The sequence below is a fragment of the Sphingopyxis sp. LARHCG72 genome (assembly GCF_052871675.1).
The window spans coordinates 50,077-69,912 of sequence record NZ_JBIXJU010000010.1; the positions used below are offsets into that span (position 1 = coordinate 50,077).

At 65.8% G+C, this 19,836-nt stretch carries 20 protein-coding genes; 9 read left to right on the top strand and 11 right to left on the bottom strand.

All coding sequences use genetic code 11. The features are described 5' to 3' along the window. Window positions 1–62: 62 nt before the first annotated feature. From ACIPPQ_RS19085 to ACIPPQ_RS19095, 3 genes are all read right to left on the bottom strand, one after another. A complete protein-coding gene (locus ACIPPQ_RS19085) occupies window positions 63–1,826 on the bottom strand; it encodes a tetratricopeptide repeat protein (RefSeq protein ID WP_446545634.1) in 1,764 nt (587 codons plus the stop codon). A gap of 323 nt (window positions 1,827–2,149) precedes the next feature. Then, a complete protein-coding gene (locus ACIPPQ_RS19090; protein WP_446545635.1) occupies window positions 2,150–2,827 on the bottom strand; it encodes a hypothetical protein in 678 nt (225 codons plus the stop codon). Between the two features lie 168 nt (window positions 2,828–2,995). Next, window positions 2,996–3,511 (bottom strand): DUF3617 domain-containing protein, encoded by a 516-nt coding sequence (locus tag ACIPPQ_RS19095; protein WP_446545636.1) that lies wholly within the window; start codon window positions 3,509–3,511, stop codon window positions 2,996–2,998. An 87-nt stretch (window positions 3,512–3,598) separates the two neighbouring features. On the opposite strand from ACIPPQ_RS19095, the gene uvrB reads away from it, so the two are divergent. Together uvrB and ACIPPQ_RS19105 are read left to right on the top strand one after the other, a co-directional pair. Further along, window positions 3,599–5,785 carry an excinuclease ABC subunit UvrB gene (uvrB, locus tag ACIPPQ_RS19100; protein WP_446545637.1) on the top strand — a complete coding sequence of 729 codons (2,187 nt, stop codon included), beginning with the start codon at window positions 3,599–3,601 and terminating at the stop codon, window positions 5,783–5,785. A gap of 98 nt (window positions 5,786–5,883) precedes the next feature. Continuing rightward, complete coding sequence (locus ACIPPQ_RS19105) at window positions 5,884–7,401, top strand: S10 family peptidase (protein WP_446545638.1); 1,518 nt, start codon at window positions 5,884–5,886, stop codon at window positions 7,399–7,401. A gap of 134 nt (window positions 7,402–7,535) precedes the next feature. Here ACIPPQ_RS19105 and ACIPPQ_RS19110 read toward each other — a convergent pair whose 3' ends face one another. Then, window positions 7,536–7,979 (bottom strand): hypothetical protein, encoded by a 444-nt coding sequence (locus ACIPPQ_RS19110; RefSeq protein WP_446545639.1) that lies wholly within the window; start codon window positions 7,977–7,979, stop codon window positions 7,536–7,538. Window positions 7,980–8,132: 153 nt separating this feature from the next. Here ACIPPQ_RS19110 and ACIPPQ_RS19115 point away from each other — a divergent pair, with 153 nt between their 5' ends. After that, window positions 8,133–8,831: an NRDE family protein gene (locus ACIPPQ_RS19115; RefSeq protein WP_446545640.1), complete on the top strand. Its 699-nt coding sequence runs from the start codon at window positions 8,133–8,135 to the stop codon at window positions 8,829–8,831. An 11-nt stretch (window positions 8,832–8,842) separates the two neighbouring features. Here ACIPPQ_RS19115 and infC read toward each other — a convergent pair whose 3' ends face one another. Both infC and ACIPPQ_RS19125 read right to left on the bottom strand, forming a co-directional pair. Then, entirely contained in the window at window positions 8,843–9,379 is a 537-nt protein-coding gene (gene infC, locus ACIPPQ_RS19120) for a translation initiation factor IF-3 (protein WP_446545641.1), read from the bottom strand. 172 nt (window positions 9,380–9,551) lie between these two features. Next, window positions 9,552–10,688 carry a penicillin-binding protein activator gene (locus tag ACIPPQ_RS19125; protein ID WP_414713261.1) on the bottom strand — a complete coding sequence of 379 codons (1,137 nt, stop codon included), beginning with the start codon at window positions 10,686–10,688 and terminating at the stop codon, window positions 9,552–9,554. 61 nt (window positions 10,689–10,749) lie between these two features. On the opposite strand from ACIPPQ_RS19125, the gene rsmI reads away from it, so the two are divergent. Genes rsmI through ACIPPQ_RS19145 form a run of 4 tightly spaced genes read left to right on the top strand, consistent with a single transcriptional unit; the run spans window position 10,750 to window position 13,546 of the window. Next, complete coding sequence (gene rsmI, locus ACIPPQ_RS19130) at window positions 10,750–11,610, top strand: 16S rRNA (cytidine(1402)-2'-O)-methyltransferase (protein ID WP_446545642.1); 861 nt, start codon at window positions 10,750–10,752, stop codon at window positions 11,608–11,610. Then, a complete protein-coding gene (locus tag ACIPPQ_RS19135; protein WP_446545643.1) occupies window positions 11,607–11,957 on the top strand; it encodes a YraN family protein in 351 nt (116 codons plus the stop codon). The genes rsmI and ACIPPQ_RS19135 overlap by 4 nt, the downstream gene beginning before the upstream one ends. A 10-nt stretch (window positions 11,958–11,967) precedes the next feature. Continuing rightward, window positions 11,968–12,918 (top strand): glutathione synthase, encoded by a 951-nt coding sequence (gshB, locus tag ACIPPQ_RS19140; RefSeq protein WP_446545644.1) that lies wholly within the window; start codon window positions 11,968–11,970, stop codon window positions 12,916–12,918. 22 nt (window positions 12,919–12,940) lie between these two features. Further along, complete coding sequence (locus ACIPPQ_RS19145; RefSeq protein ID WP_446545645.1) at window positions 12,941–13,546, top strand: DedA family protein; 606 nt, start codon at window positions 12,941–12,943, stop codon at window positions 13,544–13,546. 8 nt (window positions 13,547–13,554) lie between these two features. Here ACIPPQ_RS19145 and ACIPPQ_RS19150 read toward each other — a convergent pair whose 3' ends face one another. Both ACIPPQ_RS19150 and hemW read right to left on the bottom strand, forming a co-directional pair. Next, window positions 13,555–14,436, bottom strand: coding sequence for a tyrosine recombinase XerC (locus tag ACIPPQ_RS19150; RefSeq protein ID WP_446545706.1), 882 nt, complete (start codon window positions 14,434–14,436; stop codon window positions 13,555–13,557). Window positions 14,437–14,468: 32 nt separating this feature from the next. After that, complete coding sequence (gene hemW, locus ACIPPQ_RS19155) at window positions 14,469–15,614, bottom strand: radical SAM family heme chaperone HemW (protein WP_446545646.1); 1,146 nt, start codon at window positions 15,612–15,614, stop codon at window positions 14,469–14,471. Between the two features lie 118 nt (window positions 15,615–15,732). Here hemW and ACIPPQ_RS19160 point away from each other — a divergent pair, with 118 nt between their 5' ends. Further along, window positions 15,733–16,056, top strand: a complete 324-nt coding sequence (locus ACIPPQ_RS19160) for a hypothetical protein (protein WP_446545647.1) — start codon at window positions 15,733–15,735, stop codon at window positions 16,054–16,056. Here ACIPPQ_RS19160 and rdgB read toward each other — a convergent pair. From rdgB to ACIPPQ_RS19175, 3 genes are all read right to left on the bottom strand, one after another. Beyond that, on the bottom strand, window positions 16,053–16,676 hold the full coding sequence (rdgB, locus tag ACIPPQ_RS19165; protein WP_446545648.1) for an RdgB/HAM1 family non-canonical purine NTP pyrophosphatase: 624 nt from the start codon (window positions 16,674–16,676) through the stop codon (window positions 16,053–16,055). The two genes, ACIPPQ_RS19160 and rdgB, sit on opposite strands and share 4 nt — an antisense overlap. Window position 16,677: 1 nt before the next feature. Then, the gene (gene rph, locus ACIPPQ_RS19170) at window positions 16,678–17,394 is read right to left on the bottom strand and encodes a ribonuclease PH (protein ID WP_446545649.1); all 717 of its coding nucleotides are present in this window, start codon (window positions 17,392–17,394) and stop codon (window positions 16,678–16,680) included. 122 nt (window positions 17,395–17,516) lie between these two features. Continuing rightward, the gene (locus ACIPPQ_RS19175) at window positions 17,517–18,716 is read right to left on the bottom strand and encodes a GGDEF domain-containing phosphodiesterase (protein ID WP_446545650.1); all 1,200 of its coding nucleotides are present in this window, start codon (window positions 18,714–18,716) and stop codon (window positions 17,517–17,519) included. A 53-nt stretch (window positions 18,717–18,769) separates the two neighbouring features. Between ACIPPQ_RS19175 and moaA the strand changes: the two genes are divergently transcribed. Further along, entirely contained in the window at window positions 18,770–19,792 is a 1,023-nt protein-coding gene (gene moaA, locus ACIPPQ_RS19180; protein ID WP_446545651.1) for a GTP 3',8-cyclase MoaA, read from the top strand. Window positions 19,793–19,836: the final 44 nt, after the last annotated feature.

Consider the following 19,836-nt stretch of genomic DNA (forward strand, 5'->3'; position numbering starts at 1 on the left):
CGCCATCCTGCGCAGCGCCGCCCGCGCCGTCAAGGGCACGGCCGTAGCCGGACGGCGCGCCGTCAGGGCGCGGCTTTTGCCGGAACGACACCCGATTCGCGGAGCGCCGCCGAGGCGCGCTGGATGACAACCGGCGTGATCATGAACCGGCCCAGCACCCGTTCGGGCGCCGCGTCGGCGGGTTGGCGCGTGTAGGTGAGCAGGCGCTGCCATTGCGCGCGCCCCGCGGCCACATCGCCCTGTTGCGCCAGCACGATCGCCCGCACCATCATATATTGCGGTTCCATGTTGCTCGGCGACGGCATCTGGTCGAGAATCTTCCGCGCCTCTACCAGTTCGCCGCGCTGCGACAGCAAAAAGGCCAGCGTGACCGCGGGAACGCCGGGATAGGCGGAATCGAGTTGCAACGAGCGCCGGAGCAGCGCCTCGCCCTCGGTCGCCTGTCCGCAGGTCAGCTTGAACAGCCCGAGGAAACCCGACATGTCGGCGTCATAGGGGTTCAGCGCGATCGCCGCATCGCCCATCGCATTGCCGCGAGCACAATTTCCCGAATAGAAATTCGCGCGCGCCATCGCGAACAGCCCCGCCGTGGAATTCGGGCTGCTTTCATAGGAGCGTAGCGCCAGCGCGCGCGCCTCGGCCAGCGCCTCGCGGCCCGCAGGCGTCATCCGCTGCGGCTGCCAGTCGCCATAGCGGACGAGCGACAGCGCGGTCAGCGCAACGGGATCACGCGGATTGCCCTTCAGCGTCGCGCGCAAGCACGCGTCGACCTGCTTCACCGCCATGACATTCCGCATCTGGCGCATCCGGTTGAACTGCGCCAGGCAGGGGAAGCCCGGCGAAAAATTGTCGGGCTGGCGCTGGACCTGGTCGCGCACGATCACGCCATAATCGCCCGCAAGCTGGGCAATCAGTGGTTCGATCGCGAAGAATTCCGGGGTTTCCTGCTGGGTCAGGCGAAGCTGCTGCGACCAGATCGCGCGCTGGTCGGCGACGCGATTGAGAACGAGCGTGACATCGGTGTTTCCTTCGGTCGTGCGGACGAGCGACGTATCGAGCCGATAATCGCCGCTCCGGGGCGCGGTGCTGCCGGGCGCTTTCGAACTGAGCAGGTCGACCAGCTCGAAGCGGCGGAGCCCGTCGCGCAGCTTGCCGTCGAGCGCCCGTGCCAGAGCGCGCGATTCGGGCGAGTTTCCAGCTGCTGGCGCGCTGACCTCGAGCAGGGGGACGGGCACCGGATCGCTCACGAACAATTGGCCGGGGCCGCCGCGCAGCATCCACAATGTCAGGAGCGCGAGCCCGAGAAGGATCAGGACGACGATCCAGCGACCGAAGCGCGGACCACCGTCATGCCGCCGATGCGCGCCGCCCGATGCAGGCGGCCGTCCCGACGTCGCGGCAAGCGGTGCCGCTTTGACGTCATCGGCGGCCGCCGGCTCGTCGGCCGAGCGCGCCGACGGCGGCGCCGCGCGATATTGGACAACGACCTCGTAACTGCCCTGCGGCACGCGCAGCCGGTGCACCCACGGCGTGTCGGCATAATAGCGGTCGAGCAGGCTGCGCAACCGCCCCACCATGACCCGGGGATAGCTGTCGACGGCGGGATCGAAATCCTCGCTGCGGCCGAGCGCTTCGGTCGCGATCGCATAGGCCTTGGGCGAGCTGCGTCCGCCCCGCAGGCGGTGTTCGACAAGGAATTGCAGCAAACGCGACAGCACCGGCGAGCGCGTGAACATCGGGGAATCGAGCAAGCGCTCGAGTTCGTCCGCGATGATCCGGTCGGTCTCGCCGGGATCCTGTGCCTCGTTCGCTTTCGCCTGGTCCATGCTACCCTCAAATGCCCCCGCCGGGCGGTGTGGTAGATACGCCAATCAGCCAGCACGGCCACCCATTGTTACTTTGACGTAACGGTAACACGGCAACCTTGGTTCATATCAGAAGAAGAGCGTCTCGCCAATCCGCAAGGAAATGCGCGAAAACAGGTTAACGATTGGTTATCAAACGGCAACATGCCGCCGTGTGACCCCTTGTAACTGCCGCGCTTTCGAAATTGTGTCATTCTTGGACCGTCGCGACATTCCTACGATGGCGCGGCGTGAAGCCGAAAGGCGAAAGGTGCGAGCTGGTCCCTGGCGCCTTTCGATCCCCCTCAGGCTTCATTTTGAGACTTCGCCGGGCGGCCCAACAGCCCCACCTGTTCGCCGCCCGGCAAGTCGACCGCTCCTCGCTCCCGACGATTGTTCCGCGAACGATGCGGCCACAGCCTCAGTGCGAGCGCGGCGATCATGATCGACCCGAAGACGATCCCGACGATCCGCTTGTCCGTATCGTCGCCAAAGGCGCGACCGGCATAGCTCGCGGTGAAGATGAACCAGATATAATAGATGCCGAACCGGTGGAGGCGCCGCCACCATTTGCCGAGCCGCCGTTGCCATCCGTCGGTCGAGGTCAGCGCCATCAGGTAGAGAATGGCATAGGCAAGCCCGCCGCCGATCAGCGACTGCCATGTCCGCCCCGGCGCATAGACGATGATGTTGATACCGAGCGCGACGAGGTGGATCGTGTGCGCGAGCGCAAAGCCCAGCCCCCATTGCCGTCGCCGGCGAAGGACGGCGCGCGTCACGGGCCCGGGCCAGCGGCGCACCAGCGTCGACGCAAGGAAGGCGATGAGGAACAGCGGCAGCCCGGCGCGCGCGGTCCACCGCGCCGCCAGCCCCGCGCGCTCGGCGGCATCGTCCCCTGCCAACAATCCCGCCGCGACCGCAAGCACGCCGGCGAGCAGGCCGAGCAGGAGCGGGGTCGATCGGCGGTCGAGCCAGCGGGTCAAGCAGAAGCCCTTGCGATGCGGCGGGCGCAAAGCGAATTGCCGCGGCCGCCGCCGGTTCCCGGCACCATGTAAGCGAACATATTGCGCCCCCTTTCTTTCTTCGCTCCTGTAACGAAAAGGGGCGCCGGTTTCCACCGACGCCCCTGTCTCTCGTCGAAAAACGAAGGCTTACGTCGCCGCCGGCGCCTTGCACGGGCCGGTGTGGGTCTGCGTCATCTGCATGACCATTTCCATGTCGCCACCGGTCGGGACCTTGCCCTTGGTGGTGATGGTGACGTCGCTCTTCTTGGCTTCCATCGTACCGGTCATCGCCATGTCGACGGTCTGGCCATTGGCCTTGCAGGTGCCGGCGATATCGATCTTGCCGCCCGCGATATCCTTCTTCGACCAGGTGCATTCGCCGCCGTTGCCCGGCCCCTTGGCGAGTTCGGCTGCGATATCTTCCTTGTCGACCTGCTCCTGCGTGAAGCACTGGTCCATGCCGCTGGCGCCTTCCATCATCTTCGCCATGCCGTCCTTCATTTCGGGCGGCATGCCGGGGACTTCGAATTTCACCAGCTTGACGTCGGTTTTCCAGTTACCGGCTTCGCGCTTGACCGGGCCGCCGGCGGCGTTTTCGCTCTTGCCGCAGCCCGAGACCGCGATGAGGGCGCCGATGGCGGCGACCGTCAGAAATTTCTTCATACCCTGTCTCCTGTGACTATCCGTTTGGGGGATTGTTTTGATTCATTGCGATTGTGGACCCGCCCCATCGATACCATATTGGCAGCAATGGCAATTCAGATTCGTACATCGCTCGATGAAATCGATACGGCCGAGGGCTATGTCCCGCATCGTCCGGCGCGCCCCGACAAAGTCGAAGGCGGCAAGCGATTCGAGTTAGTTAGCGATTATGAGCCCGCGGGCGACCAGCCGACCGCGATCCGGGAACTTGTCTCGACCGCGCTCAATGGCGAGCGCGATCAGGTGCTGCTCGGCGTCACCGGATCGGGCAAGACCTTCACCATGGCGAAGGTCATCGACGAGCTGCAGCGCCCCGCGCTGATCCTCGCGCCGAACAAGATCCTCGCGGCACAGCTCTATGGCGAGTTCAAGAGCTTCTTCCCGAACAATGCCGTCGAATATTTCGTCAGCTATTACGACTATTACCAGCCCGAAGCCTATGTGCCGCGCAGCGACACCTATATCGAGAAGGAAAGCTCGGTAAACGAGGCGATCGACCGCATGCGCCATTCGGCGACGCGCGCGCTGCTCGAACGCGACGACGTCATCATCGTCGCGTCGGTGTCGTGCCTCTATGGTATCGGGTCGGTCGAAACCTATTCGGCGATGATCTTCGATTTGAAGAAGGGCCAGGCCGCCGACAATCGCGAGATCATCCGCAAGCTCGTCGCGCTGCAATATAAGCGCAACGATCAGGCCTTTGCGCGCGGCAATTTCCGCGTGCGCGGCGACAGCCTCGAAATCTTCCCCTCGCACTATGAGGATATGGCGTGGCGCGTCAGCTTCTTCGGCGACGAGATCGAGGAAATCACCGAGTTCGACCCTCTGACGGGAAAGAAGATCGCGACGCTCAACTATGTCCGCGTCTTCGCCAACTCGCACTATGTGACGCCGGGGCCGACCTTGAAGCAGGCGAGCGAGGCGATCCGGCACGAACTCGCAGAACGGCTCAAGGAACTCGAAGCCGAGGGCCGCCTGCTCGAAGCACAGCGGCTCGAACAGCGCACCAATTTCGACCTCGAGATGATCGCCGCGACCGGGAGCTGCGCGGGGATCGAGAATTACAGCCGCTTCCTGACCGGCCGCCTGCCAGGCGAGCCGCCGCCGACCCTGTTCGAATATCTGCCCGACAATGCCTTGCTCTTCGTCGACGAGAGCCACCAGACGATTCCGCAGATCGGCGCGATGTCGAAGGGCGATCACCGCCGCAAGATCACGCTCGCCGAATATGGCTTCCGCCTGCCCTCGTGCATCGACAACCGGCCGCTGCGCTTCGCCGAATGGGACATGATGCGCCCGCAGACGGTCAGCGTCTCGGCGACGCCGGGGACGTGGGAAATGGACCGCACGCAGGGCGTATTCGCCGAACAGGTGATCCGCCCCACCGGCCTCATCGACCCGCCGGTGTTCATCAAGCCGGTCGAGGAACAGGTCGACGACCTGATCATGGAGGCGAAGAAGACCGCGGCGGCGGGATACCGCACCCTCGTCACCACGCTCACCAAGCGCATGGCAGAGGATCTGACCGAATTCCTCCACGAAGCCGGCCTTAAGGTGCGCTACATGCACTCGGACGTCGAGACGCTCGAGCGCATCGAGATCATCCGCGACCTGCGGCTCGGGGTGTTCGACGTGCTTGTCGGGATCAACCTGCTGCGCGAAGGGCTCGACATTCCCGAATGCGGGCTGGTCGCGGTCCTCGACGCCGACAAGGAGGGGTTCCTTCGCAGCGAAACCTCGCTGGTGCAGACGATCGGCCGCGCCGCGCGCAACGTCGACGGCCGCGTCATCCTCTATGCCGACCGCATCACCGGCAGCATGGAACGCGCGATGCGCGAGACCGACCGCCGCCGTGAAAAGCAGGAAGCGTATAACGCCGAGCACGGCATCACCCCGACGACGATCAAGCGCAACATCGGCGACATCATCGCGCATGTTGCGTCGAAGGATCAGGTGACGATCGACATCGGCGAGGACAAGCCGCAGCACATGGTCGGCCACAACCTCCGCGCCTATATCCAGGAACTCGAAAAGAAGATGCGCGATGCCGCCGCCGACCTCGAGTTCGAGGAAGCGGGGCGCCTGCGCGACGAGATCCGCAAGCTCGAGGCCGACGAGCTCGGTCTTCCCGCCGACCAGCAGGTCGCACCGCGCGTCGGGCGCTCGAACGAGGGCAAACCGGGGACACGCAAAGGACGATTCGGGAAGCAGAGCAAGACGAAGTGGGGGCGGTAGGCGCCGCCTTCGACGAAACCCCGCCTGTAACCGACAAGCAGCCTTGCCGCTCCGGCGCGCGCTGCATAGGGTCGCCCCCAAACCGGGGAGATATATCTATGAAATCGGGTCTGTCGTTTATCGCCTTGGCGCTTGCCTTTACCGCGCCCGCCGCGCTTCATGCGCAGGACAAGGCCGACGACGCCAGCGCAGCGAAGGCAAAGGCCGAAAAGCCCGCCGACTATGAGCCGCAGGTTCGTACCACCAAGCTCAGCGGCACCTTCGGCGGCCAGCGCATCAACTATGCCGCGACGATCGGCGAGACGATCATCAAGAACAAGGACGGCGTACCCGAAGTAGCGGTCGTCACCACCTCCTATGTCAAGGAACCGCGCGACCCCGGCCGGCCGGTGACCTTCCTGTTCAACGGCGGCCCGGGGTCGGGCACGGTGTGGCTGATGATGGGAGCCTTCGGGCCGAAGCGCGTCGCGATCCCCGGCACCGGCGTCGACGACGGCGCTCCGCCGTATCCGATCGTCGACAACCCCGATGCGCTGCTCGACGTCACCGATGTCGTGTTCATCGACCCGCCGGGGACCGGCTTCTCGCACCTGATCGGCAAGGCGAAGCCCGAGGATTATTACGGGGTGACGCAGGATGCGAAACTCGTCGCCGAAGTGATCCGCCGCTGGCTCAACGACAATGGCCGCTGGAACAGCCCCAAATATCTCGGCGGCGAAAGCTATGGCACGACGCGTTCGGCCGCGGTCGCCAACCAGCTGATGAACGAGACGTACAACGACGTCGCGCTCAACGGCATCATCCTCATTTCGACCGTGCTCGATTTCGCCGCGGGCGCCGATACGCCGGGCAACGAGTTGTCGCCGATCACCAACCTGCCCTCGATGGCGGTGACCGCACTCTATCACGGCAAGGCGACGGCTTCGTCGCCCGAAGCCTTTGCCGAGGAAGCGCGGCAGTGGGCGATCGGCCCCTATGCGACCGCGCTGCTCAAGGGCCAGAAGCTGCAGGGTGAGGAGCGCGCCGCGATCCGCCGCGAGCTGGCGCGCTTCACGGGCCTCTCCGAAACCTATCTCGAAAGCGCCGACCTGCGCGTCACGCCGAACCGTTTCTACAAGGAGTTGCTGCGCGACCGCGGGCTGACCGTCGGCCGCCTCGACAGCCGCTACACCGGCAAGGATTATGACAGCGCGGGCGAAGGCCCCGACAACGACCCGAGCTTCTATGGCATCGACGCAAGCTATACCGCGGCGATCAACAGCTGGAGCCGCGACGGGCTGGGGTTCAAGACCGACCGCGAATATCAGTCGATCGGCCGGATCGGCGGGCAATGGGACTGGCGCCTTGGCGGGCGCGACACCAACGCGTACCTCAACGTCGCGCCCTATCTCGGCCAGGCGCTGCGCGAAAATTCAGGGCTGAAGATACTCGTCGCACAGGGCTGGTATGATTTCGCGACGCCCTTTTTCGCCGCCGAATATGCGCTGTCGCGCACCGGCATCCCGCAGGACCGCATCCACTACACTTATTATGGCGCGGGCCACATGATGTATATCCGCGACGAGGACCGGCATAAATTGTCGGCCGATGTGCGGGCCTTCATTCGCGCGCGCTAGGAGCGTCCGTTAGCGACCGCTACCCCGGCGAAGGCCGGGATCTCGCCGGTGCGTAAATCCGATAGGGTGAGAACCGACCTTCGCCGGGATGACGGATAAGGAAACGTCCGCTCCCCACCCCAATACGGACGCGCTTATCGCAGCACACCCTTCGCCTTCATCGCGCGCGCGTAGAAATAGAGCGCGATGGCAATGACCCAGATCACGCCCAGGAACATCAAGACGCCCTCCCCGAACAGCGCCTGATATTGCGCCGCCTGCATCCCGACCTGATAAAGGCTCATCAGTGCCAAGCCGATCAGCGAGACGAGAAAGGCGGTGACCGCGTGTCGGTTACGGAGCAGCAGCAGCAAGGTACCGGCCATCGCACCCCAGACGCCGAGCGCCCAGCCGATATCGGCCCAAACCGGATAGGCGTCGACCCACGCAATCTGCTCGGGCTTCAGGCCTGAGCTTTCGAGATACCAGGCCGCCTTGGTCTTGAAGCCGACATAGTCGGAAACCGGAATGCAGTGCCACAGGAACGACAGGATACCGACGGCCCACAAATGCCACGGCGTTTTTTGCGCTTCGGTCATATTCGTCTCCCCCTCCAGAAAGATGGGGCGAAACTATCATCCTTTGCCGTCGCCAGCAACGTGGTGATTTAGACCCGCAATACAGCTCCTCAGGACGCTTCGCGTTGCCACGAAGGCTTGGCAAGCGCGCGGCGAACCCCGATATGCGTCGGCATGTGCGTCGTCGCCCTTGCCCACCAGGTCCATCCCGACTGGCCGCTCATCCTCATCGGCAATCGCGACGAGTTCCACGCGCGCCCCGCCGCGCCGCTCGCCGCATGGGACGACGGCAGCAGGATCGTCGCAGGCCGCGACATGCAGGCGGGCGGGACGTGGCTGGGGGTGCATCGCCCGAGCGGACGCGTCGTCGTCGTCACCAATGTCCGCGGCGCAATGCCCGATCCCGCGAAGGAGTCGCGCGGCGCGCTGGTATCGGACCTGCTGCGCGGCGAAGGACGATTTGCCGACCCCACGGCCGACGACCTGCCGCGCTTCAACGCGTTCAACCTGTTCGCGGTGGACGGCAGCAAGGCGCGGCTGCTGACCAACCGCCCCGTCCCGCTGATCATGCCGCTCGCCCCCGGCATCCATGCACTCGCCAATGAACCCGTCGACGCGCCCTGCCCGCGCGCCGAGCGGCTGCGCCTTGCCCTCGAAGCGACCGTCGCGGCCGGCAGCGACCCCGAGGGCCTGCTCGACACGCTGATGGCCGAAGACGATCCCGCGCTGTTCCTGCGCGGCGACGTCTATGGCACGCGCGCCTCGACGCTCGTCGCAGTGTCGCCCGGAGGCGACGTCAAAATGATCGAGCGCCGATACGAAAAGGGCGGCCGTCCCGCTGGAACGACCGCCCTCACATTTCGTATCGGCTGAGCCGGTCGCGCTTATTTCGGCGCAATCACCATCAGCATCTGACGGCCTTCGGTGCGGGGATGCGCCTCGACCTTCGCGATTTCCGACGTCAGTTCGGCGACGCGCTGCAGCACGTTGAGACCAAGCTGGGTGTGGCTCATCTCGCGGCCGCGGAAGCGCATGGTCATCTTGACCTTGTCGCCTTCGCCGAGGAAGTCGAAGACCTTCTTCATCTTCACGTCGAAATCATGATCGTCGATGTTCGGACGCATCTTGATCTCTTTGATTTCCTGCGTCTTCTGGCTCTTGCGCGCGAGGTTCGCCTTTTTCTGCGCCTCATACTTGAACTTGCCGACGTCGAGGAACTTGCACACCGGCGGATCGGCGTTCGGAGACACTTCCACCAGGTCGAGACCCACCTCGGCCGCCTGCTCGATCGCTTCGGCCGTCAGCATTACGCCCAGATTTTCGCCTTCCTCGTCGATCACGCGGACCTTCGGAGAGGAGATGAATTCATTGTAACGCGGGCCGTTTTTCGGCGGCATCGGTGCCATTGGGCGACGGGTCATGGGCGGTGGTATAGCTGTATCTCCTGGGTCGTTTAAAAAAGGCGTGCAGCATCGACGCAAAAACACGCGTGACGGTCATATAGTGATCACGGAGCCGTCGTAAAGACCGCCCCGTGCACCTTTTAGCGCTTTTCGGACCGACTGTGGCTGGTCTGCCACTGTCGGCGGACGGCTACCATTTCGTCGGCGCGGGATCGACGACGCGGAAACCGCCGGCGCCGATTTCGCTGACTTCGAGCGCGCGCTCGGCGATGCCGCGATTGCTGAAACGGAAGATGCCGTCGATGCCGCCGAAACCGTCGGCCGCGAGCAGGCGATTCGCCGGGAAATTGGTGCCCGGCTTCCAGTCGCGCGCGATCCGCACCGTCAGCAGCACCGAATCATAGCCGAGGCTGGCAAGGCGGTACGGCGCCTTGCCGAAACGAGTGCGATATTTGGTCGCGAGCTGGCCATAGAGACCGTCGGAGACGCTGGCGAACCACGATCCGCGCATCACCGCGCTGCTGCCGAGCGCGGCGTCGGTGTTCCAGAGTTCGGTGCCGAGGATCTGCTTGCTGCCCGTGCCCTTGATCACCGGCACCGCGCGAATGGCGTTGCCGCCGCTGTCGGCGATCAGCACCGCGTCCATCGCGCCGGCGTTGGCAATCCGCCGCGCCGCGCCGGTGAGCGCCGTCGCGCTCCGATCATAGCTTTCGACCGCGACGAGCGTGCCGCCCGCTTCGGCGACCGCGGCGCGGAACGCGGCGGCCGAGCGGTCGCCATAGACATTCTTGGGCACGAGCGCGCCGAAGCGCTGATGACCTTTCGATCGCGAAAAGGCGACGACGCGCTCGACCGACTGGCCGGGGACGAAGCCCATGATGAAAACGCCGTTGCCCGCGACGCTGCTGTCGTTCGAGAAGCTCAGCACCGGCACCTTCGCCTCGCGCGCGACCGGCGCGACCGCGGTGACATCTTCGCTGAGCAAGGGGCCGAGAATCAGCTTGTTGCCGTCGGCGACCGCCTGCCGCGCCGCCGCGGCGGCGCCGAGCGCGGTATCATAGGTGGTGATACGGACGCGCTCGGTGCGCGAATCGAGCAGCGCCAGCGTCGTCGCATTGGCGATCGCGGTGCCGACGTCGGCGTTCGGACCGGTCTGCGGCACGAGCAGCGCGACGCGGTGGCGATCGGTGTCGGTGGGCAGGCCGGGGCCGACATTGTCGTCGGGATTCGTCGGCGGCGGCGGGGTCGCCGGGCCATTGCTCTTCGGAACGACCTGACACGCCGCAAGCAGCCCCGCCATTGCCACCGCCCCAAGGCCGCGCAACATCTGACGGCGCGGCGATGCTTTATTTTGGCGCTGGTCGGCAGTTTCTGCCATTTTCGGCGTCATGCCAGATTCGAACATCTCAGATTCTCCCTTGCCCGGTCTCTATATCGTCGCGACGCCCATCGGCAACCTTGGCGACATCACTCCGCGTGCCGCCAAAACGCTCGCCTCCGCCGGCGTGATCGCCGCAGAGGATACGCGCGTGACCGCGAAACTGCTGTCGCACCTGGGTTTGCGTGTGCCGATGACCCCCTATCATGATCATAGCGACGAACGCACCCGCGCCGCGCTGGTTGCGCGCATGGAGAGCGAAATTGTCGTTTTGGTGTCGGATGCCGGCACGCCGCTGATTTCGGACCCCGGATACAAGCTGGTGCGCGACGCGCGCGACGCGGGGCGCCACGTCACCACCCTGCCCGGCCCGTGCGCCGCGATCGCCGCGATCACTTTATCGGGGCTGCCGAGCGATCGTTTCCTGTTCGCGGGCTTCCTGCCCAACAAGGCGAAAGCGCGCGCCGACACGCTCGCCGAATTCGCAGCCCTGCGCGCCACGCTGGTCTTCTACGAAAGCGGGCCGCGGCTGTCGGCGTCGCTCGCAGCGATGGCCGAAGGGCTCGGCGACCGCGAGGCGGCGGTCGCGCGCGAGATCAGCAAGATGTTCGAGGAATGCGTCACCGGCACGCTGACCGAACTCGCCGCGCGCTATGCCGACGCGCCGCCGAAGGGCGAGATCGTCGTGATCGTCGGCCCGCCCGGCGAAGCGGCCGCCGAAGAGGCCGACGACGATACGCTCGATGCGGCGCTGCGCGAGGCGATGGCCGACAAGCCCGTTGCGCAGGCGGCGAAGGCGGTCGCGAAACGTTTCGGGCTCGACCGCCACGACGTGTACGCGCGCGCGCTGACGCTGAAAGAGCAGGCTTGAACCGCGCTGCCGCCGAGGCGCGCGGACGCAAGGCCGAGCGCCGCGCCGCCTGGTGGCTGCGCCTCCACGGCTGGCGCATCCTCGGCGAGCGGCTCCGCGTTCCCGTCGGCGAGGTCGACCTCGTCGCGCGGCGCGGCCGCACCGTCGCCTTTATCGAGGTCAAATGGCGCGACCGCGCCGCCGACCTCGACCTCGCGATCGACCATTATCGGCTGCGCCGCGTCGCCGCGGCTGCCGAAATGCTGCGCCCGCGCTTCGCCGGCCCGCGCGACGACATAAGGATCGACGTGATGCTCCTTGCACCAAAGCGCCTGCCACGCCATCTGGTCCACGTCTGGCAACCCTGAGGAAGATCGAATGACCCTGCGCGCCGCGGTACAAATGGACCCGATGGACAATATCAACATCGGGGGCGACAGCAGTTTCGCGCTGATCCTGAAGGCGCTCGAGCGCGGGTACGAGCTCTATCACTATGACGTCCGCGGCCTGACGTGGGAGGCCGGGCGGCTGACGACGAAGGCGCACCGCATCCTCGAGGCACAGCGCGAGGCCGGCGCCCATTATAAATTCGGCGACGAGGTGGTGCTCGACCTCGGCCGCGATATCGATGTCGTGCTGATGCGGCAGGACCCGCCCTTCGACCTCGGCTATCTCACCGGCACCTGGCTGCTCGAACGGCTCGCGGGCGAGACATTGGTCGTCAACGATCCGGTTTCCGTACGCAACGCGCCCGAAAAGGTCTTCGTGCTCGACTTCGCCGAGTTCATGCCGCCGACGATGGTGACACGCGATCTCGACGCCGTGAAGGATTTCCAGGCGCGCCATGGTGCCGTCGTGATCAAGCCGCTCCACGGCAATGGCGGCAAGGCTGTGTTCAAGATCGATGCCGACGGCAGCAATTTGGGCGCGCTCGTCGAGCTGTTCGGGCAGGTCTGGCCCGAACCCTTCATGGTCCAGCAATTCCTGCCCAGCGTGTCGAAGGGCGACAAGCGCATCGTGCTCGTCGACGGCGAGGTCGCGGGCGCGATCAACCGCAAGCCCGGCGAAGGCGAATTCCGGTCGAACCTCGCGGTCGGCGGTTATGCCGAGGCGGCCGAACTCACCCCGCGCGAGCAGGAGATTTGTGACGTCCTGGGGCCGCAGCTTCGCGAACGCGGGCTGGTCTTTGTCGGCATCGACGTGATCGGCGGCGAATGGCTGACCGAAATCAACGTCACTTCGCCCACGGGGATCGTCGCGATCGACCGTTTCAACAACAGCGATACGGCGGGCATGATCTGGGACGCGATCGTCCGCCGGATCGGCTGACGTTTCCGCGCGTTGCCCCCGCATGACCGATTTCATCCTGAACCTGATCCAGAGCTGGGGCTATGTGGGGATTTTCATCCTCATGTTCCTCGAAAATGTGTTCCCGCCGATCCCGTCCGAAGTGATCATGGGGCTCGGCGGCATCGCCGTTTCCAAGGGCCATTTCGATTTCTGGACGCTCGTCGCGGTTGCCGTCGCGGGGACGACAGCGGGTAACTGGATCTGGTACGGCGTCGGTCGCTGGATCGGCTATGAACGGCTCAAACCTTTCATCGACCGCCACGGCCGCTGGCTGACGCTCGACTGGGGCGAGGTCGAGCGGATGCACAATTTCTTCCTGAAATATGGCCCCGCGATCGTCTTCGTCGCGCGCTTCATGCCCGTCGCACGCACGATGGTGTCGCTGCCCGCGGGCATGGTGAAGATGAACCAGGCGAAATTCCTGCTCTGGACCGCCGCCGGCTCGACGATCTGGATCGCGGCGCTCGCGGGCGCGGGCAACTGGTTCGGGGGGCAGTTCGCGAACCTCGACGCCTTCGTCGGTCCCGTCGCGCTGGTGGCGATCGGCTCGCTCGTCGTCGTCTATATCTATCGCATCATCACCTGGAAGCCGAAACAGGCCGACTAGGCCCTGCCCTAAGCGCGCGGGTGCGCGCTCCGGTAGATGTCGAGCAGATGCGCCGCATCGACCGCGGTATAGACCTGCGTCGAGGCGAGGCTCGCATGGCCGAGCAATTCCTGCAAACTGCGAAGATCCGCGCCGCCCGCGAGCAAATGCGTCGCGAAACTGTGGCGCAGCGCATGCGGGGTCGTGCGTTCGGGCAAGCCCAGCGCGCGCCGCGCCGCGCGCACGCTCGCGCGCACGACACCGGGTTGCAGCGGCCCGCCGCGCGCGCCGAGAAACAGCGGCGTTTCCTTCGCGATCGGCCAGGGACAAGCCTCGACATAGCGCGACACCGCGGCAGCAACCGCGGGCAGGATCGGGACGATGCGCGTCTTGTTCCGCTTACCGGTCACGCGCAGCGTCTCGCCAAGCGGCAGCACCGCGCCGGTCAGGCCCAGCGCCTCGCCGATGCGCAATCCCGCGCCATAGAGCAGCAACAGCAGCGCAAAGTCGCGCGCGCCGACCCAGCCCTCGCGCGCATGATCCTCGACATCCTGCACCAGCGCGAGCGCCTCAGCGGGCGAAACCGGACGCGGCAGGCCCTTTTTGACGCGCGGTCCGCGCATCTGCGGCACGCTCGCGTTCGATCCGCCGACGAAGCGCAGGAAGGTGCGCAGCGCCGAAAGCTCCCGCGCCGCCGACGCATTGCCCAGCCCCTCGGCGCGCCGCTCGGCCAGATAGGCGCGCAGGTCGTTCGGGGTCAGCGCCGCCAGCATATGCGCATCGACCGCGCCGCCGCGATGCCGCGACAGGAAAGCGTAGAAGCGTGTCGCGGTGGCGATATAGGCGCGGCGCGTGTGCTCCGACCGGCGCTTCTCGTGCGCCAGATGGGCATCCCAGTCGCGGATCAACATGTCGCTCAAATCGGCCTCGCTTCGGCGCGAGTCTAGCCGGTCCGCACGACCTCGGAAAGGATCGAGTCGAGGAGGAGGATGCCGTCGCCGGTGACGGCGAGCCAATCGCCGTCCCGCCGCATCAGCCCCTGCCCGGTCAGCCGCGCCACCGCCCCGACATCGACGAACGCTGCGTGCGGCAACCCGCTGCGTGCCTCGATCCGCGCGAGGTCGATCCCTTCGGTCAGTCGCAGCCCCATCAGCATCGCCTCGGTCGCGCGTTCGTGCGCCGGCAGATCGCTCTCGACCTTTAACCCGTGGCCGTTGCGTGTCACCGCCGCGACGAAATTCTCGGGCTTCTTGTGCCGCTCGGTCGCCTGCCCCAGCCGCCTTCCATGCGCGCCGGGACCAACCCCCGCATAATCGGCGTAGCGCCAGTAAGCGAGATTGTGGCGGCTCTCCTGCCCGATGCGCGCGTGGTTCGACACTTCGTAGCGCGGCAGCCCCGCAGCGCGCGTCATCGCCTGCGTCGCGTCGAACAGGTCGGCGGCCGCATCGCCGTCGGGAATGGTGAGGTCGCCCTTCGCGGCGAGCGTCGCGAAGCGCGTGCCGGGTTCGATCGTGAGCTGGTAGAGCGAGAGATGGCTGGTGCCGAAGGCGAGCGCCCCCGCCAGCTCGCCTTCCCAAGCGCCGACCGACTGACCCGGCCGCGCATAAATCAGGTCGAAGCTGACGCGCGCGAAATGCTCCTGTGCGGTGGCGATCGCGCGGCGCGCCTCATCCTCGCTGTGCGCGCGGCCAAGGAATTCAAGCACTTCGGAATCGAAGCTCTGGACGCCGATCGAAACGCGGTTGACCCCGGCGGCGGCGAGGTCGGCAAAATTGGCGACCTCGACCGAATTCGGGTTCGCCTCCAGCGTGACCTCGACATCGTCGGTCAGGCCCCATTCGGCCTCGGCCGCCGCAATCACCGCCGCGACGGTCGCGGGCGGCATCAGGCTGGGCGTGCCGCCGCCGAAAAAGATCGACCCGACCGTGCGGCCCGGCAGCAGCGCCGCCTCGTGCCGCAAGTCAGCGAGCAACGCCTCGCGCCACACCGCCTGATCGACGCTTTCACGCACATGGCTGTTGAAGTCGCAATAAGGGCATTTCGACACGCAAAATGGCCAATGGACATAAAGGGCAAGCGGTTCGGCCATGCGGGGCGATATAGTCAATCGTGGGGAAATGTCAGCTTGCACCGATGCTTTACCTGAACCATGAAATGCCATGCCCTCGAAAAGATGGATAACAACGGCCTTGGGCATGATCGCAGCAATGGCGGTCGCATATTGGTATACGCGTCCGGCCTCGCCTGATCCCGACATGGCCAGAAAAATCCTCCAGCATTGCCTCGATCAGTCGGGCGAAGGCTGCTTGATCGAGGACGACACGAAAATTAGCGAGCTGAGGGCGCTGAGCTTCACGCTCGCCGCAACGCATGACTCATCTGAAACCATCGTCGCCTCCTATGAATTCCGCTCGGAGGATCGGCGCTATTGTGCCTATGTCGAAATCGGAAAACGCGAAATGGGTTGGCACCGTGCGACCCAATTCTACCGATGTGCCCGCCGCTCGTCGGTCCATTTGGGACTGGGCTAAAAAGCCCCCGCCACCAGCTTCGCAAACGCATCGGCCCGGTGGCTGATCGCATGCTTTTCCGCCGGATCGATTTCCGCATATGTCAGCGTGTTACCGACTGGAATAAAGACCGGATCATAACCGAAACCGAGCTTGCCGCGCGGCGGCCAAGTCAGGCTGCCCTCGGCAACACCTTCGTAGACATCGGCATGGCCGTCCGGCCAGGCGAGTGCGAGCGTGCAGATGAAGCGCGCGCTGCGGTCGACGTCGGCGCCCTGCTCGGCGAGCAGGCCTTCGACCTTGCCCATCGCCATATACCAGTCGCGCCCCGGATTGCCTTCGAACCATTGCCGTTCGGCCCAGTCGGCGGTGTAGACGCCCGGGCGGCCCGAGAGCGCCGCGACTTCGAGGCCGCTGTCGTCGGCGAGCGCGGGCAGTCCCGAAGCCGACGCGCTCGCATGCGCCTTCAGCAGCGCATTCTCGCGAAAGCTCGTGCCCGTCTCCTCGGGCTCGGGAAGCCCGAGGTCGCCCGCCGACACGGGCTCGACCCCGAAGGGTTCGAGCAGCGCGCGGATTTCGCGCACCTTGCCCGCATTGTGGCTGGCGATCACGAGCTTGCCGGGGGCGAGCCTCCGCGTCATGTCAGCGTCCCGTCGCCTTGTCCTGCGCCGCGAAAATCTCGCCGCAGCCGATGCGCGCGAGGCGGAGCAGGCGGAGCAGGCCTTCCTCGTCATAGGTCGCGCCCTCGGCGCTCGCCTGCACTTCGACGATCTGACCCTTGCCGGTCAGCACGAAATTGCCGTCGGCCTCGGCGACCGAATCCTCGTCATAGTCGAGGTCGAGCACCGGCGTGCCTTGATAAATACCGCACGAGATCGCACCGACCTTGTCCTCGATCGGATCCTCGGCGATCGTCTTTGCCGCGAGCAGCTTGTCGACCGCGAGGCGCAGCGCGACCCACGCACCCGAGATCGAGGCGGTACGCGTGCCGCCGTCGGCCTGGATCACGTCGCAGTCGATGATGATCTGGCGCTCGCCGAGCTTCTTCATGTCGACGACGGCGCGCAAGGAACGGCCGATAAGCCGCTGGATTTCCTGCGTGCGTCCCGACTGCTTGCCCTTCGCCGCTTCGCGGCTGCCGCGCGTGTGCGTCGCGCGGGGCAGCATGCCATATTCGGCCGTCACCCAGCCCTGCCCCTTGCCGCGCAGGAAGGGCGGCACCTTCTCGTCGACGCTCGCGGTGACGAGCACCTTGGTGTTGCCGAAGCTGACGAGCACGCTGCCCTCGGCGTGGATGGTATATTCGGTTTCGATGGCGATGGGACGCATCTGGTCGGGCGCGCGGCCTGAAGGGCGCATGAGATATCCTTTCGACTGGTGATGGCCGAGGCCCTTAGGCGGCTGCCTTCATTCGCTCAACCGCATCTTGAAGAATTCGGGGATTATTGCCAATCGCGCCCGCCCGGTCCCGGGGGACGTTTCTACGCGTCCATCAATCCGAGTAGCTGGTCCGACGGCACCGGCCCCGATTTCAGGAATCCCTGCCAGGTCGCGACGCCGAGTTCGGACAGGCGCGCGAGCTGCCGCTCATTCTCGATCCCCTCGGCGACCACGAGCAGGCCCAGCGCGCGGGCGAGGTCGACGATCGCGCGCACGACGATGCGATCGCGGTCGCTGCCGTCGATCGTGCGGGTAAAGCCACTGTCGATCTTCAGATAGTCGATCGGCAGCCGCGCGAGGAGCGACAGGCTGGAATAGCCGGTGCCGAAATCGTCGATCGCGACCGCGACGCCGAGCGCGCGGATTTGCGCCAGCTGGTCGGCGGCGCTCGCCGGGTCGCTCAGCATCGCCTGTTCGGTCAGCTCGAGCGTCAACCGGTCGGGATCGACCCTCGCCGCCTTGGCCATGCCCGCGAAACGCCCGGCGAATTCGGGATCGCCCAGATCGGCGGCAGTGATGTTGAGCGACACGCGCAGCTTTGCCAATGCCTTCGGCCAGGTTGCCATTTCGGCGAGCGCGACGCGGTGCGCATGTTCGGTGAGTTCGCATTCAAGCCGTGCGGCGCGCGCCGCGGTGACCAGCGGCCCCGCACCGAGCAGCCCGAGTTCGGGATGCTGCCAGCGCAGCAGCGCCTCGACCCCGGTCATCTCGCCGGTGCCGACATCATATTGCGGTTGATAGTGGATCACGACCTCGCCCGCCGACAGCGCGGCGTGGACCATCGCCCCGTCGCGTGCCGACGCAGGGCGCGCGAGTTGGTCGCCCGCCGCGCGGAGCTGTTCGGCGACCGACTCGTCGCGGGTGATCAGCGCCGCCGCGATGCGGATCGACAGCCGGCCGTTCGGGTCACCGACGATGGGCTCGGCAAGCGCGACGTGCAGCGCGCGTTCCTGCGCACGCAGCGCGCCGAGCGACATCGGCGTCGACGGCACGATCAGGAAGCGCGGCCCGTCGAGGCGGTCGACGCACGACCCCTGGCCGAATTCGTCGCTGGCGAAATTTTCGAGCCGCCGTCCGATCTCGTCGAGCACCGAATCGCCCGTCGCGACCCCCGCGCTGTTGTTGATCCGCGCCATCTGGTCGACCTGGACCAGGATGACGCCGGCGTCGGCATTGTGCTGTGCGTGCAGCTTTTCGAGTTTGCGGGCGCAGGCGGAGAGAGATTCGGAAAGGCGATTCATCGATTTTCCCTAGCAGGCTTTGCTTGCCAAGCTCCTGCCTTTTGCATCACAATATGCGCGTGGCTGCCACATTATCCCAACAGGCCGCATCGACGGCGCCCCTGATCGACGGCATTGGCCGCCGGATCAGTTACTTGCGCCTGTCGGTTACCGATCGCTGCGACCTGCGCTGCCGTTATTGCATGGCCGAAGACATGACCTTCCTGCCCAAATCGGCGGTGCTCAGCATAGAGGAAATGGGTGACCTTGCCGAGCGGTTCGTCGCGCGCGGGATCAACCGCATCCGCCTGACCGGCGGCGAACCGCTGGTGCGGCGGGGGATCGACACGCTCGCGATGCGGCTGGGCGCGATGATCGGCCACGGGCTCGACGAACTGACGCTGACCACCAACGCGATGCGCCTCGCCGAACACGCCCCGATGCTCGCCGCGGCGGGGGTGCGGCGGATCAACGTCAGCCTCGACACGCTCGACCCCGACGCCTTCCGTCATATCACGCGCGTCGGCGACCTCACCGTGGCGCTCCGCGGGATCGACGCGGCGCGCGCCGCGGGGCTGGCGGTCAAGATCAACATGGTGGCGCTCGCGGGGCTCAACGAAGACCAACTGCTCCCGATGCTCGACTATTGCGCGGCGAACGGCTGCGACCTCACGCTGATCGAGACGATGCCGCTGGGCGAAGTCTCCGACGACCGCAGCGATCATTATGTCCCGCTCCATCAGTTTATCGCGCCGCTTCGCGAAGTCCGCGCCATCTGGCCGGTCGACCAGCGCACCGGCGGCCCCGCGCGCTATTTCGCGGTCGAAGACAGCCCGGTCACCCTTGGCCTCATCACCCCGCTCAGCGACAATTTCTGTGCGACGTGCAACCGCATCCGCCTGACCGTCGAAGGGCGCGTCTATATGTGCCTTGGGCAGGACGATCATGTCGACCTGCGCGCCGCGCTGCGCGACGACGGCGACGTCGACGGCTTGATTGATGCGGCATTGGCTGGCAAACCCCGCGCGCATGACTTTCATATCGAACGAGAGTCCAAACCGGCGGTCGCGCGTCATATGAGTGCAACGGGGGGCTGACACGCCGCCCCGATATTTTCAGGCACGGGGGGACCGGACCAAAT